Genomic DNA, 18,039 nt, shown 5'->3' on the forward strand with positions numbered 1-18,039 from the left:
GAACACAAATGGCTAACAAAGACCAGTCATACAGACAAATTTTAAAGGCTACTTCGCTCTTTGGAGGTGTTCAGGTTTTTAGTATAATTATTTCAGTTATTAGGTCTAAAGCCATTGCAGTTTGGTTGGGTCCCTTAGGTGTTGGTATTATTGGGTTGTTGACAAACTCATTAAAAGTTATTGGAGAGTTTACCAAACTAGGTATTGATGTTACTGCGGTAAGGGAAATTTCAATTGCTAATGAGCATGAAGATACTGATAGGATACCGACAATAGTTACTTCATTAAAAAAAATTGTTTGGGTTACAGGTTTGTTTGGAATGCTGGTAACGATAATTTTGTCTCCTTTGTTAAGTAAAATTGCCTTTGGGAATTTTGAGTATACTATAGCATTTGTTTGGATTTCAGTCTCTTTGCTTTTTAAACAATTGTCAAGTGGTCAGTTAGCCATACTACAAGGTTTGAGGAAGCTCAAGTATTTAGCAAAGGCTAATGTATATGGCAACTTTTTAGGATTATTAATAGCATTGCCACTTTATTACTTTTTTAGGGTTGATGCAATAGTACCCACAATTATTGTAACCTCAGTTTGTGGATTGTTGTTTAGTTGGTTTTTTTCAAATAAAATAAAAATAGAGAAGAAGAAAATTACTAATTCGCAAGCGTTTAAGGAAGGTAAGCAAATGCTAAACTTAGGTTTTATGTTAAGCCTAAGAGGATTAATAACATTAGTAACACTTTATGCTTTACAAGTTTTTATAAGTCATTTTGGAGGTGTGGACGAAGTTGGATTTTATACAGCAGGTTTTGTTATTATCAATTCTTATGTTGGTCTTATTTTTAATGCAATGCGAACAGATTATTTTCCTAGATTATCAGCTACCGTTAATAATCAGGAAAAAATGGAAATTACTGTTTTTCAACAAGCCACAGTAGCAGTTTTAATTTTAACTCCTATTATAATTGTCTTTTTAACCTTAGCACCATTTATTATAAAGGTTTTATATTCAAAGGAGTTTTTGGTTATTGAAGATATGGTAGCTTGGGGAATGATGGCAACTTTTTTTCAAGCTATATCATGGTCTTTAGGATATGTGATTTTAGCTAAAGGAGACTCGAAGCTTTTTATAAAAACAGCTGTGTTGTTTAATTCTATTTTTTTGTTCGTTGGTATATTGGGTTATTATTTTGGGGGATTAATGGGGTTAGGAATATCTTATTTGCTATATTATATAATACATTGTATTGGGATGATTATTGTTGTTAAAAATATGTATGAGCTAAACATAAACTATGGATTTTCTAAAGTAGCAGTAATTTGCCTTTTGATGTGCTTAGTTACTTTTTTATTATCAAATATTCACTCAACTGTGCTAAAATATGTAACTATGTCTGTAATGATTTTAGTTTCTATTATATTTACTATCTATAAGCTAGATAAAAAAGTAAATTTTAGACAATTGTTTAATAAAGATCAATGATTAAAATCCTCAAACGCATATATTTTTTTATTAAACTAAGATATTTAAGGTTTAAGTTTTACTTGACAGTTAATTGGTTAAAGACTTTGTATTTTAATTTTAAAATGCTACCGTTTTATCAAGCAAAAAAACTACCTATTTTTTTCTATGGTAGTGTTAAATTTTCAAACTTAAAAGGTGAGGTTTCAATTGAAAATCCAGTTAGTAGAGGAATGATTGGGTTTGGGCAAGCATATGAGTTGGCTAGTCGCTCATCAAGAACTGCTGAGTTAGTCTTAAAGGGTCGAATAATATTTAGAGGATATGTTCAGTTTGGAAAAGATTATTTTGTTTTTGTAGGAGAAAATGCAGTATTGGATTTAGGAAACATGTCTAGTTTAGCTTCAAAAGGCAAGATAATATGTGCTAATAAAATCATGCTAAAAGACTATGCTAGACTTGGTTCAGAGTGTCAAATAATTGATACCGATTTTCATCAAATGATTAATTTAAATACTGGTGAGAAATATGAAAAAACTAAGCCAATAGTGATTGGAGAATTTAATTATATAGGTAGACGAACTTCTATAATGAAAGGAACTTCTACAGCAGAGCATTGTACAATTGCTTCAAACACATTGTGTAATAAGGATTATACTCACCTTGGAACTAATGTTCTTATAGGAGGTATTCCAGCTAAACTTCTTAAAGAAAACATTTCACGTGATTGGGAAGGAGAAATGGAACGAATGGAAAGACACTTAATTTCTAAGTATATTTTTTAATTATTACTCCATACATTAGAATACTTCTTTGCTATTTTTTTATAGTCATGGCAGTCTTCAATAAAAGTTCTTGCACTCTTACTTATGTTAAGAATTTTTTCAGGGTTTTCAATAAGGTCAGATAAAGCGTTAAAAATTTGATTAACATCAGGTTTAACATTAACAGCTACTTGGTGTTTTAGGTCATAAAACTTCTCAAACTCTTTTTCGGCTCCAGTAAGCACAACCTTTCCTTTTGCCATGGCTTCAAGGGCATTGTAGCCTTGGTCATAACCATAAACTTGATCTAGTAGTATATGGCATTCGTCATAAAGCTTAATATATTCATTGTAAGGAATACTATAAGTGGTTTTTATTTCAACCTTATCACCATATTTTTTCTCAATGATTTTTAAGGCGTCAGAAAAATATTGATTCCCTTTTTTAACAACAGCTTTTGTGTTTACACCATGAAATATTTTAATCTTATCATCAACCTTTAAAGGAGTATATTTTATTTTTTCAATATTAATAGGGTTTGGTATTAACCCTAAATAATGTTTGTTGCCCAATAATGGAATGTGGTAATCCATATCAGTTGCAATTACTCCGTTGCTGTTGTTGTAAATAAAATTGTGAAGTTTTGTGTAGTCTTCGTTTAGATATTGTAACTGAAATTTATAAAGCTCAAAAAGCGATTTGTCTTCTAAATAAGGACTCATAATACTGTACTCAAATTTTCCTTCCATCATGTATTTCATACATTGATAGTCAATACCGCAAGACAATAAGAAGAGTTTTTTATTTTGCTTTAAAATGCGCTTTAAAAATTTGATTTCTAGTTTAGGTGTAGCTTTAATAGACGATTCATTAATAAGTTGAACCACATCAAAACCCTTTAGTTTTTTATTGATTAAAAGTGTTTTAAAGTAAATTTCCCAAGAACCAATATCAATAGAGGTGAGCTTATAGAAAGCAACTTTAAATTTTTTAAGGAATTTACTATGAAACGAGTGGTCTAACCTAATGTCAACAGGGTAGTTTTTAAATCCGTCACCATTACCAACTAGTAATACTTCATGCCCCAAAGCAGTTAAACCTTCTTTTAAAGAATTGTGAAGTCTACTGTATTCACCAATCAACAATATTCGCATAAAAAACACTACTTTTAAGGCAAAAATAAGAAATACCTTTACATAGAGGCTATTTAAACATAATCGATGACTTTACAAATTTTAATCTCAACGATGTTTAGGGAAAATCTCGATTTCCTAAAGCCAATGTTTTCTAAAAATAACCTCAAAGATTTTGACATAATTATAGTTAATCAAACTACCGAAGATAAAATGTTATCGTCGCCGTTTTCTAATGTCAAAGTCATTAATTCTTTGGAAAGAGGCTCTCCTGCAAGTCGAAATTTAGCAATAAAGAATGCTATTGCAGACGTTTGTTTGATGGCAGATGATGATATTGTTTACGAGCCCAATTTAAAGCAAACCATTATTAATGCTTATAAAGAGTGTCCTAATGCTGATATGATTTCGTTTGAGGCTATTAACGAAAACGGAAATCAGTACACCAATTATTTTCCTGAGGGTATTCATAATAAAAAATCCTTAAAAAAGATATTTACTTGGGTTATTACGTTTAAAAGAGATGCATTTAAAGAGCATAAAGTGTTGTTTAATCACCATTTTGGAGTTGGTTCAACATTTAAAGGCGAAACAGAGTATGTGTTTTTAAGAAATGCTTTTGACAAAGGCTTACAAATGCAACATAAAGGTGTTACTATTGTAATGCATCCAAACATAAGTTCAGGAGTTTTAATGGGAAGTGATAATGCGTTTGCTGCCAAAACTGCATTGCGACAACGCTATCTAGGTAATTTAAGTTACCTTTGGTTGTTGAAATATACTTTGTATATGTGGATAGATAAGTATATTAAATTCAAAGAAATTCCACATAAATTTAAAATAGGACTGCAAGCCATACAACAATATAAAAAGCTAAAAGCATCTGGTGATATAGATAGAATTTATGATAATTAAGCTTATAGACATTCCAAAAATAGAAGACCCAAGAGGAAACCTTTCAGTTATTGAAAAAAACTGTGTGCCTTTTGAGATAAAACGTGTGTATTATTTATATGATGTGCCAAGTGGAGCATATAGAGGAGGACACTCTCACAAAGAGCAATTAGAGTTTTTAGTGGCCTTGAGTGGAAGTTTTGAGGTTATTTTAGATAATGGAACAGATAAACACAGAGTTATGCTTAATAAACCTAATCAAGGACTTTTGATTTCTAGTGGAGTTTGGAGAGAACTTGAAAATTTTTCATCTGGAGCAGTATGTTTGGTCCTGTCTTCTGGTGAGTTTGATGAGGCAGATTATATAAGAGATTACGATACATTTAAACTATCTAAAAATCCTTAGGTCAATAAATCGCTGTATCAAATTTCTGCATTTTAAAATTAAAATAATAACCCATTTAGGTAATGTCAATAGGAGTTTTTGGAGATTACTAATACTGTTATAGTCAATGTGTGACTTTATATCTTTTTCAAGGGCTTTTTCGCCTTCAATTTTGTACTGTAAAGCCATTGAAACCCAATTCAGGTTAATGTAGTTTTTTAAATCAATATTGTTTTTAGTAGCTTCGTCATAGGTGGAAAAATCAATGTGTTTTCTGGAGCTTAGTTTAGTTTTTGTGATTTTATTTTGAGCATTTAATAAATGTATTGCACTCACTTTGTTGTAAAAAGCAACAGGTAGCTTAAGAGCAATTCTTATCCATAAATCAGTATCTTCACCTGAATTAAGAGACTCATTAAAATATCCCACTTTTTCAAAAGTTGTTTTAGGGATCATAACTGCTGAGGTCCAAGCAATACTATTGGCTAAACTGCTTTTAAAATAATTGTCAACTACACCTTTCCAGTTGTTTTCTTGAGGTATGTTTTTATATATTGATTTTAGATTAATTCCGTTTTTACGTTTTGTGTATGCTTTAGCGTAAAGGCCACAATCAGGGAATTTTTCATAGAGTAATTTTAAATCCTCTAAATGATGACTCTTCCAGTGGTCGTCGGCATCAAGTAAAACGATAAGGTTAGATTTTGCATGCTTAATTCCATAATTTCTAGCATACGAAACACCTCTGTTTTCAATACTATAAACCGTAATTCTATCATCATTTATTTTGATTGCCTCTTCTAAACTTTTATCAGTAGAGCCATCATTCACTACAACAACTTCAAAGTTGTTATACGATTGATTAATTACACTTTTTAAGGTTTTCGCAATGTGCTTTTCCTTATTGTAAAGTGGTATTACTATTGAAAAATAAGGTGTCATTTTTTCAAGTCTTTATAACAAAAGTATGTTAATTTATATAACTGGAGTAAAAAGACTAAAGGGTTGCTTCCCAAAAGGTTTTTCTTAATGCGTGAGTTGAGTGTTGAGTGTAAAAAAGAAAGAAAATAATTAAGTTTTAAAGATTTTGTGAAGTTAAATAACCTTAGTAAATCATTATCAGAAACTACTATTTTTTGAGTGTTCTGAAGGTTAAGTAAGTTGTCAACAGATTGCTCAACTTTGTTTAAGTAGGTTGAGCTTTTTTCAATTCCTAAATGATAGACTTCGTTATTAATGTGTAATACATTAATGTTGTTTTCTTTCATTAGAGCTCCAAAATAATTGTCATAGCCATAACCTTTATAATTTATTTTTGAAACAATATGTTGGTAGGTCTCTTTTTTAATCAAAAAATTTCCTGAAATAACAACTTTGTATGGTTTGGCGTTTCTTTTTACAGCATCTATCTCTTCTTTGGATTTACCATATTTCCAGCGTAGCATGTAAGTTCTATCTGGTTTAGAGGTGTGATAAGTAAACCCTCCATAGATAACATCATAGTTATCATTAATGTGCTTTAAATAATTAGAAATAAAATTTTTGCTTTTAGGCAAAACATCTGCATCTAAAAACAAAAGCCAATTGTGTAATGCTTTTTCTGAAAGTAATTGTCTTGTTTTAACTCGACCATTGTTTACTTTTGATAGGTTGTATGAAACGTTTTTATAGTTGTTTACAGTCGAGTTTTTTTTAGTAATAGTATTGTTTGAAGCATCGTCCAAACAAATAATCTCAAATTCAATATTACTGCTCATGAGTTGCTGGTGCAAATCTTTTATGAGAGTTGTGATGGAGCAATTGTAAACAGGAATTAATACTGAAAGCATACTAGAAATTATGTTTCAAAAATACATTATTTAAAGTTAGTTAATTATTAATTGGTATAGTAATTGTAATTTAGTGTGTATGAAACAGCTTTTACTAACTTTATATGCATTGCTGTTGTGTCAAACAACTATGGCACAACAAGAGTTTCATGTGTTTCCAAATGTTTCAATAACCGGAAATGGTGATGGAAGTATTCAAAATCCATGGGATTTACAAACAGCTTTAAACCAAAGTTCTAACGTGGTTAATGGAGGTGATACTATTTGGTTACATAAAGGAGTGTATAACGGTCGTTTTATTAGCAATATTTCAAGTACGGTAGAGGGCAAGTATATAACTGTAGTGCCATACAAAAATGAAAAGGTTGTCTTAAACGGAAACGTCTCATCAAATAAAAAGCAGGTTTTAGAAGTAAGAGGAGCAAATGTTACTTTTAAAGACTTTGAAGTAACGTTTTTAGGCAATTTTCCCAGACATGTTAAAGAATCAGGTTTTTTAAAAGTTGATGGTATTAATCATACCTCAGGACATGATAATAAGTTTATTAACCTAAAGATTTATAATAATCCAGGTTCTGGTTTTGGTTCATGGAAGTTTACAGGTGGTTCAGTTGTATATGGGTGTAAAATTTATAATAACGGTTTTTTCTCCAATGCAAGAGGAAGTGGAGCAGGTATTTATGTTCAAAATATAAGTGAGAAAACAAGAAAGATAGAAAATAACATCATTTTCAATAACTACTATATGGGTATTGAAGCTTGGTCAGCATCCACAAATGCTGATGCAGTTTATGTGAAAAATATACTCATAAAAGATAATGTGGTTTTTAATAATGGTAGTCCAGGAAATCATTATAAAAACAACCTTATTGTAGCTACTGATGATAAAAACGGAATCAATAGAGCTACTAATATTAAAGTATTGGATAATGTGTTCTATCACAATGCAGATATCTCCAATACAGCTAAAGGAGATGCGGCTTCACTTACGTTAGGAGTTAATTCAAAAGCGCTATTAAAAAATGTTGAGGTAAAAGGAAATGTTATTATTGGAGGAAACAATTCCTTGCGATTTGATAATGCAGAAAACACAGTTTTTGAAAACAATTTAGTTTATGCTGGCTATGTGCACTTAAGCAAATCAATATTGTCTAATATTTCTGGTTGGACATTTAATAACAATAAATACTTTTCAAAGAACAGTAGAAATTTTAGAATTATTAATCATAAAGATTACACCTTTGATGATTGGAAGTCTAGCTTTAAACAAGATAATAATAGTCAATGGAATACTATAAAACAGTTCAGTAGTGATACTGTTTTAAATGTGACTCAAAATGAATACAATGAGAATTCATTCCGCATAGCTCTAATGGATGTAAAAGGAGAAATTGTAACTGTTGACTTTTCTGATTATAATTTTCCTACAGGAACAAAATATAAAATAGTTGATGTTGAAAACCCAAACAAAGTACTATCTGAAGGAACATTACCTTTAAATTCTAAAGTAGAATTTATAATGCAATTAACTGAATTTGAAAAACCGTTGCATAACGAATATGCTAAAAAAACACTTTCTAATTTTGGTGTTTTTGAAATTGAATTTCAGCCAGAAAGCACTCAAGCAGAAAAATCTGGATGGTTTGGTCGATTGTTTAAGTGGCTTGGTTTTTAGGATTTTGAAACAATTAAAACCGTTTCAGGTTTAAAACCATTTCTTGTTGATTCACTGGAGTTTTCAAAAGTTAGTATGTCAACTTTAAAACCTACATCTTCCAGTCTTTTTACTAATCCATTTACTGAGTATACTCTAACATGATCTTCTTGTCCAAAATGCTCTTTTCTTGCCTCTTCAGTAGTGATTGAATAATCTTCATAAATAGCACCTTCCTTAAAAGGAGTTTGTATGAAAGCTTTTCCGTTAGGTTTTAAAACTCTATAAATTTCTGACATCGCCTTTTTGTCATCAATAATATGCTCAAGTATATGGTAGCAAATTATAGTGTCAAACTTTTGGTCTTCACAAGAAATATTGGTAATGTCAAAATTATAGTCAGCAATAAACTGGTTCTCAAAATCAGAGCTGTAATAATGTATTGAAGGATTAGATTTTAATTTTCGGTATATGTTTCTTGAAGGCGAAAAATGTAACACATTACCTTTAATGGCTTTGTTTGCTTCCAGTAAGTGCCATAGCCTTCTGTTTCTTGACAAACTACCACAAAATGGACAGATTAAATCTCTGCCATTATAGTTAACAAAAGCGCTTAGGTTGTTGGAACATACATTACATTGAAATTGTTTTCCGCGATAAAACAAACCATAAAAGCGTCTAAAAACGAGCTCGTTTTTAAACAAGAACCTTTTGGGTACAATACGTTTTAGGATTTTTTTTAGGCTGTTATACACGTCTTTGCACTACTTCAAATACTTTATTCTCATCACACTTTAAAGTTTTGCTAGGGTATTTTAGCAATAAAGCGTAATCGTGAGTAGCCATTAAAATAGTATTTCCGTTTTTGTTAATTTCCTGCAAAACTTCCATAACCTCAATACTGGTTTGAGGGTCAAGATTTCCTGTAGGCTCGTCGGCAAGTATAAGTTCAGGGTCGTTTAGAAGTGCTCTAGCAATAGCGATACGTTGTTGTTCACCACCAGAAAGCTCATGAGGGAACTTAAATCCTTTGGTTTTCATACCTACTTTATCCAACACTTTTTCTATACGTTCTTTAATTTCGGTTTTGTCTTTCCAACCTGTAGCTTTTAAAACAAACTCTAGGTTTCCGTTTACGGTTCTGTCAGGTAACAATTTAAAATCTTGAAAAACAATACCTAGTTTTCTTCTTAAAAAAGGAATGTCTTTCTCTTTAAGTGTTCTTAAGTCAAAATCTACAATAGAACCTTCACCTTTTGTGAGGTGTAAGTCGCCATAAAGCGTTTTCATAAAACTACTTTTTCCGCTTCCGGTTTTACCAATAAGATAAACAAAATCACCTTTAACCATTTCAAAATTCACATCGCTCAACACCATACTGTCTCCTTGGTATATAGAGACATCTTTTAATTGTAAAATAGTTTCAGACATTTATGAGTAGTTTTTATTTAAGTGCTGTAAATGTATTATTTTAATAACACTTTTAAAAGGCTGCAATTATAAACTCCCAAATATTTTTTTTAGTATTTAATAACTTCTTTATAATTATAAATAATTTCTGGCGTTATAAATTTGATATTGATTTATCTTTGAACATCAACAAAACAACGAACTTAATGACTAATAGTAAATTAGTAGTGTTAGTAAGTTTTCTAATGCTAAACGTATACATACAAGCGCAACAATCGGCATCCTATACTAACGATTTAGTAGCGTATCAAAAAGCCCTAACGCTGTATAATAACAAGCAGTACCAAGCAGCACAATCAGCGTTTGACAAAATTAAAGATGAAACCCAAGACGAGCAGGTAGAGTCTAATTGTGCCTATTATATAGCAAATTGTGCAGTACGTTTAAATCAGCAAAATGCCGACGATTTAATTCAAGATTTTGTTGACACTTACCCAACGAGTACAAAACGAAATACAGCATTCTTGGATGTAGCAGATTATTATTTCGATAATGCAAAATATGCGTATGCAAGAAAGTGGTACGAAAAAGTAGATGAAAACAGTATAGCGCGTTCTGAAAGAGACCGATTTAACTTTAACTACGGTTACGCTTTATACTCTACAGACAACGAAACTTCAGCCCAAAAATATTTAAATAGAGTTGTAAATTCAGAAGAATATGGCTCACAAGCTAAGTATTATATTGGGTTTATGGCTTACGAAGGTGACGATTATGATACTGCTAATGAGTATTTTGACCAAGTAAGTGATGAAGAAAAATACAAAGAGAAACTATCGTATTACCAAGCCGATTTAAATTTCAAACTAGGAAATTTTGAAAAAGCCATTTCACTTGCTAAAGAACAACTACCAAATAGTGATGACAATGAAGTGTCTGAACTTTCAAAAATTATAGGTGAAAGTTATTTTAATTTAGAACAGTACACTGAAGCAATTCCTTATTTACAAGCCTATAAAGGCAAACGCGGAAAATGGAATAATACAGATTACTACCAACTAGGATATGCTTATTACAAGCAAAACGATTTTGAAAAAGCCATTTCAGAATTCAATAAAATCATAGGAGGAAATAATAGTGTTGCTCAAAACGCCTATTACCATTTAGGAGAAAGCTATATTAACTTAGATAAAAAACAAGAAGCTTTAAATGCGTTTAGAAATGCCTCTCAAATGGATTTTGATTTAAAAATTCAGGAAGATGCTTGGTTAAACTATGCCAAAATAAGTTATGAAATAGGAAACCCATATCAGTCGGTTCCTCAAGTTTTAACAGGTTATCTCGATAAATATCCTGATACAGGTTACAAAGAGGAAATTGAAACCCTGTTGATTGACTCATACATTACTTCAAAAAATTACGAAGAAGCTCTAAAACTATTAGAAGGTAAGCGAAGTTTTGAAAACAGAGTTGCTTATCAAAAAGTAGCGTTTTACAGAGGAATTGAAGTGTATAACACTATAAATTATAACGAAGCTCGAGCACTTTTTGAAAAGTCGATTGACGAGGCTAAAGACCCAAAATTTACTGCGCGAGCTACATTTTGGAAAGCAGAAACAGATTATCATTTAACCAACTATAATGATGCTTTAGTTGGCTTAAAACAGTTTCAGCAAGATGCAGAATCTGCTACAACACCTGAAATTGAAAACATCGACTATAATCTCGCTTATACCTATTTCAAACTTAAAAACTACAGTAAAGCTAGTGAGCATTTTCAAAAATTCATCAATACCAATAGCGATGATAAACTAAGAGTGAACGATGCTTACTTAAGGCTTGGTGATGGCTATTTTGTATCAACCGATTACAACAATGCAATTAGTTCTTACAATAAGGCTATCGAAATTAACGAGATCGAATCGGACTACCCATATTTTCAAAAAGCAATGAGTTATGGTTATGTTGGTCAAGCTTCAAAGAAAATTGAAGAGTTAGAAGCCTTTATCAATGGGTACCCAAAATCGTCTTTAAGAGATGACGCTATGTATGAGCTTGCAAATTCATACGTAAAAGCAAACAACACTAGCAAAGCAATGCAAATGTATGATAGGTTAAATGCTGAGTATAAAAATTCGGTATTTATCTCAAAATCCTTGTTGCGTCAAGGGTTGTCGTATTACAATGAAAATGACAACGAGCGTGCTTTGGCTAAGTTTAAACAAGTAGCAAGAGACTATCCAAATTCTGAAGAAGCAGTACAAGCAGTGTCTACAGCACGTTTAATTTATATCGATTTAGGTCGCGTAGATGAGTATGCGTCTTGGGTAAAAACACTTGATTATATTGATGTTACTGATGCCGAATTAGATAACACTACCTATTTGGCTGCTGAAAAGCAATACCTTGACAACAACGTGCAAAAAGCGGTAAAACAGTTCAATAATTATTTGAATGAATTCCCTAACGGAATGCATGCGCTTAAATCTCATTTTTATTTAGCTGAATTATATACTAAACAGGATTTGCCTGAAAATGCGCGTCCACATTATGAGTATGTAGTTGCTAAACCAAGAGGAGAGTATACTGAACAAGCCATTGTGAAGTTATCTGAAACCTATTTAAACACTTCTAACTGGGATAAAGCAGTTCCGTTATTAAAGCGTTTAGAAACCGAAGCCGATTATCCTCAAAACATTACCTATGCGCAATCAAACCTTATGAACGCGTACTATCAATTAGAAAACTATCAGGAAGCGGTTGCTTATGCTGAAAGAGTTTTAGAAAATTCTAAAATTGATAATAAAGTAAAAAGTGACGCTCAAATTATCATTGCGCGTTCTGCAATTAAAACAGGAGATGAGGCTAAAGCAAAATTGGCTTATGCAAAAGTTGAAAGCATAGCTACAGGAGCATTAGCTGCCGAAGCATTGTATTACAACGCCTACTTTAAACACAAAGAAGGCAACTATCAGTCGTCTAATACAACGGTTCAAAAACTAGCAAAAGACTATTCTAGCTACAAATATTACAGTGCAAAAGGTTTGGTTATAATGGCAAAAAACTTTTATGCACTTAAAGATGCATTTCAAGCTACATACATTTTAGAAAGTGTTATTAAAAACTTTGCTGAGTTTGATGATGTAGTTAGTGAAGCGCAAGACGAGCTTAATAGAATCAAAGCTGAAGAAGCTAAAACCAATTCATCAATTCAATCTGAAAATTAAAATCTTTGTTGATTTCAATTAAAACAATTCCTATGCAAAATCAAATAAAATATATAATCACTTTAGTATTTCTAGTAGTTGCAAGTAATGGATTTTCGCAAGAAAGAGAAACGGATACTATCGATACAGATGTGGTAAATGTTGTGAAACCTTATACGCCAACAATTTCTGACGCGTTTAAAATCAAGGAAACACCAACTTTAAACGATTCAACTACAGCACAAAAAAAGGACGTTAAATACAATATTTTCTCTATTCCTGTGGCTTCAACATTTACACCTGCAAAAGGAAAAGCAGCAACTGTTGATAAAGCTAAACCTATAAAATTGTATGATAATTATGCGTCTTTAGGTTTTGGAACTTACACCACTATTTTAGGTGAAGTGTATTTAAACCATGCACTAAATAGAACAGAGCGAGTAGGTGGTTACTTAAGCCATCATTCATCACAAGGTGGTATTGACGGTTTGTTATTGGACGACAATTTTTCAAACACCAATCTTAATGCAAATTTCAGTAAGCAATTGCGTGATATGTCATGGACTGTTGATGCAGGTTTTGGACTTCAAACTTACAATTGGTATGGATTGCCACAACCGTTGTTTGATGAAACTACAGCTGATATGATTAACGAAGGACATTCGTTTTACAATGTTCATTTTGGAGGAAAATTAAACTTTGAAGATGCTATTATCGATAATCTAAAAGTAAGGTTTAGACGTTTTGGTGACGATCAGGATTCTGGTGAAAACAGGTTTGTTGCGTCTTCTGAATTTACAGTTCCAATTAGAGGAGAAGAAATAAAAACCGAAGTAACTATCGATTATATTGGTGGCGAGTTTGATAGAAATTTCTACACCGAAGATGCTATAAAATATGGAAATATCAATTTTGGAATTGCTCCAAGCTATCAGTTAAAACAAGATGACCTAACCGTAAACTTAGGTGTTAATTTGGTATATCTTAATGATATAGAGTTTAGTGATAACAAGTTTTACATTTACCCAAATATTACAGCAAGCTACCGATTGGTTGATGAAATACTTATTGCTTATGGTGGAATTGAAGGCGGTTTGATACAAAACTCGTACTATGATTTTGCTAACGAAAATCCTTTTGTGTCGCCAACACTGTTTATCGCGCCAACTGACCAGCAATACAATGCTTCAGTAGGTTTAAAAGGAAAATTATCCAATAGCATGAGTTATAATATTAGTGGACGTTATTTTGCTGATAGAAACAAAACAATGTTTATGTCAAACAGTGTGTTGGGTGGAGCTACCGAAGATTATCAATATGGTAATTCGTATGGTATCGTGTATGACGATGTTAACACATTATCGGTTGCAGGAGAATTAAATGTTGATATAAATAGAAACTTTAACCTTGGTATAAAAGCTGAATATTTTAATTACAGTACTGATACACAATCTGAAGCGTGGAACTTACCAGACATTAAAGGATCGTTGTTTTTAGATTATCAAATAGACGACAACTGGTTTGCTGGAGCAGGATTGTTTTTTGTTGGAGAAAGAAAAGACCTGTTTTATGAAGAAGGAACACTTGTGCCAACAAGTCCTGTAACTGTAACTTTGGATAGCTATTTTGATGCAAACGCACACGTAGGTTATAGAGTTACTGATAGATTGTCGGTATTTGTTAAGGCAAATAATATTGCAAATAACGATTACCAACGCTGGATGAATTTCCCAGTACAAGGTATTCAAGTGTTAGGTGGAGCTACCTATCAATTTGATTTTTAATCAAGACATTACAAATTATAGTAAAAGCGTTCTTTTTAGAGCGCTTTTTTTATTTTTACAGTAAACTAACTATTACCAAATGAAAAATTTATACCTTCTTTTAATACTTGCTATTTGTTTGTCTTGTCAAAATAAAGAGCAAGTAGATACAATTGTTACCAATGCAAACGTCTATACTGTTGATGATAACTTTACTAAAGCACAAGCATTTGCAATTAAAGATGGAAAGTTTATTGCTGTAGGAACCAACACTGAGGTAAATTCTAAATATACTTCTAAAAATACTGTTGATGCTAATGGAAAGACAATTGTACCAGGATTTATTGATGCGCATTGTCACTTTTTAGGTTTGGGACTCAACGAGCAACAAGTTGACCTTGTTGGGACGACGAGTTTTGAAGACATGATGAAACGTGTTTTGGACTTCAGTAACAAAAATAACGTCGATTATATTTTAGGAAGAGGTTGGGACGAAACCGATTGGGACGACAAAGCAGTACCAGATAATGTACTATTGTCTAAGCTATTTCCTGATACACCAATACTGCTAAGACGAGTAGATGGTCATTCAGCATTATGTAATGAAGCGGCTTTAAAATTGGGTAACATTACAGCAAATACTAAAGTTGATGGTGGAGAAGTTGCATTAAACAACGGAAAACCATCAGGAGTTTTACTCGATAACGCACAAGCTTTGGTGTTAAAACATTGGCCACAACCTACCAAAACTGAAATCACTAAAGCACTTTTAGCTGCTCAAGACATTTGTTTTGATTACGGATTGACCACAGTTGATGATGCAGGTTTAAGCAGAGAAAGCATTGAAATTATTGATAGCTTACAACAGTTAGGAGAACTCAATATGCGAGTGTATGCTATGGTGTCTGCTAAAGATACATTAGCGGTAGATTACTACTTGAAAAAAGGTATTTATAAAACCAATAAATTAAACGTAAGATCATTTAAGGTCTATGCTGATGGCGCTTTAGGATCGCATGGTGCATTATTGCGTCAACCTTATACTGACCAACCTCAAAAATACGGACTGTTAACCACTTCAATTAACGATTTGGATGCGTTGGCACAACGTATTTCAAATTCTGAATATCAAATGAACACGCATGCTATTGGCGATTCGGCTAATCATGCAGTATTGACTATTTACAATAAAGTATTACAAAACAAACCAGACAAACGTTGGCGAGTAGAACATGCTCAGGTAGTTTCACAGCAAGATTTTGAAATGTATAAAACCATTGTACCTTCAGTACAACCTACACATGCTACTAGCGATATGTATTGGGCAGAACAACGTTTAGGTAATGAACGTGTAAAAGTTGCTTATGCCTACAAACAACTATTGAATGCGCATGGTAAAATAGCATTAGGAACCGATTTTCCTGTGGAGCATGTAAGTCCGTTTTTAACTTTTTATGCAGCAGTAGCACGACAAGATGCAAAGCAATTTCCTAAAGACGGTTTTCAAAAAGAAGATGCCTTAACCAGAGAAGAAGCCTTAAAAGGAATGACTATTTGGGCAGCCTATTCTAATTTTGAAGAGCACGAAAAAGGTAGTATTGAAATAGGAAAGTTCGCCGATTTTATAGTTTTGGATAAAGATATTATGACAGTTGATGTTTATGATATTCCTAACATAAAAGTAGAGCAAACCTTTGTTGATGGTGTGAAGCGGTAAGAGTTAAGTAGAAAGTAATATTGACAACTAGTTGGGTGTAATTTAAGAAATGAACAGAGGCATTTACATACAGATAATAGAAAATGAAGAATTTCAAGACAGAATATTTTGGAATGAATCCTCTGATGTTTATACTTTTTTACGAAATCACACGCTGAAAATTGAACATAAATTTGACACTAAATTCAATTCTTTCTCTAATAACGAAATCCCAATGGACGGAATAAAAATGTTGGTAGATGGTATTAAAAACGATTTGAATTTTCTAATCAGAGAATATGAAAATAAACCAATTGTAAATGGACTGAATTCGGTTGATGTAGAATACAATGGGAAACTTATGAAATTATACTACAAGGCTTCAAAATTGCATTTAATGATTTTGAATTTAGTAAGATTTCTAAAAAAAATGGAATCCGTAATTGAAAAAAATAAAAAAGTTTATGTGTGCGGAAATGCTTATTTCAGTGATACTATGTTAGAGACTTTAATGAAAATCAGAGCCAAATTCAAGACAAGTGGAATAGTAAGCGTTAATGGAATTCAAGAAACTGAATTGAAAACATTGATTAAAGACAAAAGTCTGATGAAATCAGGCTCAAACTATAGATTAACACGCAAAGGTCTGATAATAGATATTGCGGAATAAAAAACTATTACTAACAATCCATAACCTCAATTACAAAAACTACCTAGTATGAGTTTCAAATTGAAAACAGTATCTTTAAAATCATAATTTACGGTTGTACAAGAACGCTATCAACCATTAACAGAAAGCTATTAATTGGAGTAAAGAAGTGTTACAACAACTACTATCATTCATTTCAGTTGAGTTCATAATTGAAATCCAATCTTATTCGCTATCTTTCCATAGTTAATTATAAATAAAACCGTTTTTATTTAATTTAAGAAACTAGATGTTAGAAGGAATAGCTGATTTTTTACTAGTCGTTTTGGATTTATTTCTAATAGGTTCTCCTTCCAAAAAGAAAAGAGATTTCAAAATAGACCAAATGGTTAAAGATTGGTGTAATAAAGTAGGACTTCATCCACAATATGAATATAAGGACGAAAAAGTTCGCTCTTTAAATGTAATAGACGATTCTGGTAATAAATATCAAATTCAGATTGAAGAATTAAAATGGAAAAGAGTAAAAGTCAGTGCAATAGATAATGCTATTGGTCAAAAAAAAAGAATCTGGAATAAAAAAAGTGAAATTTCGCATCTAACTAAAACCTTGTATCAGGCTTATGGTGTTATTGAACAATGGATTGTTGAAAGCGGAAATACAAGAACATAAAAGATGATTAAAAAAGTTATACCATTGTTATTGGTTTTGAATTTTGCCTCTTTGTTTTCTCAATCAAAAGAGAATAAACTGAAATTAAATGATACTTGGTTTACTGTTGAAACAGATAAAAATCAAAAGCCAGTAATTGTACGAGGAAGACAGCATTTGAAAAATTTGATTGAATCAAAACAGTATACAGATTATGTTGAGTTTATTTGGACTTTTGAGGCCTTAACTGAAAACGGAATTCCTACTCCTGAAGAGAATATCTTTATGCAAAAGGTGGAAGATGCTTTAATTGAGAATTTAGAGATTGATCTACAATCTGTTCTTACAATTGTTTATACTCATGATGGAGTTCGCACGTCTGTTTTTTACACTAAGTCTGTTCCTGAATTTCTAAAGCGAATTAATAAAGCATTATCTCAATTTAAAAAACTACCCATCGAAATAATGAATGAAAAAGATGTTGATTGGGACTTGTATAGAGGGATTTTAAAAAACTATAAGCTAGTTCCTAAATAACTTTTAA

At 31.8% G+C, this 18,039-nt stretch carries 16 protein-coding genes; 11 read left to right on the forward strand and 5 right to left on the reverse strand.

The genetic code is table 11. The annotated features are described in order from the left end of the window. Positions 1-8: 8 nt before the first annotated feature. Positions 9-1,481, forward strand: coding sequence for an oligosaccharide flippase family protein (locus tag ABD011_RS05850; RefSeq protein ID WP_343796570.1), 1,473 nt, complete (start codon positions 9-11; stop codon positions 1,479-1,481). Positions 1,482-1,585: 104 nt separating this feature from the next. Next, complete coding sequence (locus ABD011_RS05855) at positions 1,586-2,245, forward strand: acyltransferase (protein WP_343796572.1); 660 nt, start codon at positions 1,586-1,588, stop codon at positions 2,243-2,245. Here ABD011_RS05855 and ABD011_RS05860 read toward each other — a convergent pair. Continuing rightward, on the reverse strand, positions 2,242-3,378 hold the full coding sequence (locus ABD011_RS05860) for a glycosyltransferase (protein WP_343796574.1): 1,137 nt from the start codon (positions 3,376-3,378) through the stop codon (positions 2,242-2,244). The two genes, ABD011_RS05855 and ABD011_RS05860, sit on opposite strands and share 4 nt — an antisense overlap. A gap of 66 nt (positions 3,379-3,444) precedes the next feature. Here ABD011_RS05860 and ABD011_RS05865 point away from each other — a divergent pair, with 66 nt between their 5' ends. Together ABD011_RS05865 and ABD011_RS05870 are read left to right on the forward strand one after the other, a co-directional pair. Continuing rightward, a complete protein-coding gene (locus tag ABD011_RS05865; RefSeq protein WP_343796576.1) occupies positions 3,445-4,272 on the forward strand; it encodes a glycosyltransferase family A protein in 828 nt (275 codons plus the stop codon). Continuing rightward, the gene (locus tag ABD011_RS05870; RefSeq protein WP_129759092.1) at positions 4,262-4,657 is read left to right on the forward strand and encodes a sugar 3,4-ketoisomerase; all 396 of its coding nucleotides are present in this window, start codon (positions 4,262-4,264) and stop codon (positions 4,655-4,657) included. The genes ABD011_RS05865 and ABD011_RS05870 overlap by 11 nt, the downstream gene beginning before the upstream one ends. On the opposite strand, the gene ABD011_RS05875 is transcribed toward ABD011_RS05870, so the two are convergent. After that, positions 4,640-5,578, reverse strand: a complete 939-nt coding sequence (locus ABD011_RS05875; protein ID WP_343796578.1) for a glycosyltransferase family 2 protein — start codon at positions 5,576-5,578, stop codon at positions 4,640-4,642. The genes ABD011_RS05870 and ABD011_RS05875 overlap by 18 nt on opposite strands. Next, on the reverse strand, positions 5,575-6,465 hold the full coding sequence (locus ABD011_RS05880) for a glycosyltransferase family 2 protein (protein WP_343796580.1): 891 nt from the start codon (positions 6,463-6,465) through the stop codon (positions 5,575-5,577). The genes ABD011_RS05875 and ABD011_RS05880 overlap by 4 nt, the downstream gene beginning before the upstream one ends. A gap of 79 nt (positions 6,466-6,544) precedes the next feature. Between ABD011_RS05880 and ABD011_RS05885 the strand changes: the two genes are divergently transcribed. After that, entirely contained in the window at positions 6,545-8,140 is a 1,596-nt protein-coding gene (locus ABD011_RS05885; RefSeq protein WP_343796582.1) for a right-handed parallel beta-helix repeat-containing protein, read from the forward strand. On the opposite strand, the gene ABD011_RS05890 is transcribed toward ABD011_RS05885, so the two are convergent. Continuing rightward, positions 8,137-8,823 carry a class I SAM-dependent methyltransferase gene (locus ABD011_RS05890; protein WP_343796584.1) on the reverse strand — a complete coding sequence of 229 codons (687 nt, stop codon included), beginning with the start codon at positions 8,821-8,823 and terminating at the stop codon, positions 8,137-8,139. The two genes, ABD011_RS05885 and ABD011_RS05890, sit on opposite strands and share 4 nt — an antisense overlap. 43 nt (positions 8,824-8,866) lie before the next feature. Beyond that, positions 8,867-9,550, reverse strand: a complete 684-nt coding sequence (locus tag ABD011_RS05895; protein WP_129759087.1) for a cell division ATP-binding protein FtsE — start codon at positions 9,548-9,550, stop codon at positions 8,867-8,869. A gap of 185 nt (positions 9,551-9,735) precedes the next feature. Here ABD011_RS05895 and ABD011_RS05900 point away from each other — a divergent pair, with 185 nt between their 5' ends. The 6 genes from ABD011_RS05900 to ABD011_RS05925 all read left to right on the forward strand — a co-directional run bounded on the left by ABD011_RS05900 (position 9,736) and on the right by ABD011_RS05925 (position 18,032). Next, entirely contained in the window at positions 9,736-12,756 is a 3,021-nt protein-coding gene (locus ABD011_RS05900; RefSeq protein WP_343796587.1) for a tetratricopeptide repeat protein, read from the forward strand. Between the two features lie 32 nt (positions 12,757-12,788). Then, positions 12,789-14,519, forward strand: a complete 1,731-nt coding sequence (locus ABD011_RS05905) for a TonB-dependent receptor (RefSeq protein WP_343796589.1) — start codon at positions 12,789-12,791, stop codon at positions 14,517-14,519. Between the two features lie 79 nt (positions 14,520-14,598). Next, on the forward strand, positions 14,599-16,215 hold the full coding sequence (locus ABD011_RS05910) for an amidohydrolase (RefSeq protein WP_343796592.1): 1,617 nt from the start codon (positions 14,599-14,601) through the stop codon (positions 16,213-16,215). Between the two features lie 49 nt (positions 16,216-16,264). Further along, a complete protein-coding gene (locus ABD011_RS05915) occupies positions 16,265-16,864 on the forward strand; it encodes a hypothetical protein (protein ID WP_343796594.1) in 600 nt (199 codons plus the stop codon). A gap of 268 nt (positions 16,865-17,132) precedes the next feature. Continuing rightward, positions 17,133-17,516 carry a hypothetical protein gene (locus tag ABD011_RS05920; protein WP_343796596.1) on the forward strand — a complete coding sequence of 128 codons (384 nt, stop codon included), beginning with the start codon at positions 17,133-17,135 and terminating at the stop codon, positions 17,514-17,516. 3 nt (positions 17,517-17,519) lie between these two features. After that, a complete protein-coding gene (locus tag ABD011_RS05925; protein ID WP_343796598.1) occupies positions 17,520-18,032 on the forward strand; it encodes a DUF695 domain-containing protein in 513 nt (170 codons plus the stop codon). Positions 18,033-18,039: the final 7 nt, after the last annotated feature.

The organism is Gaetbulibacter jejuensis, from assembly GCF_039524015.1.
Lineage (GTDB): Bacteria > Bacteroidota > Bacteroidia > Flavobacteriales > Flavobacteriaceae > Gaetbulibacter_B > Gaetbulibacter_B jejuensis.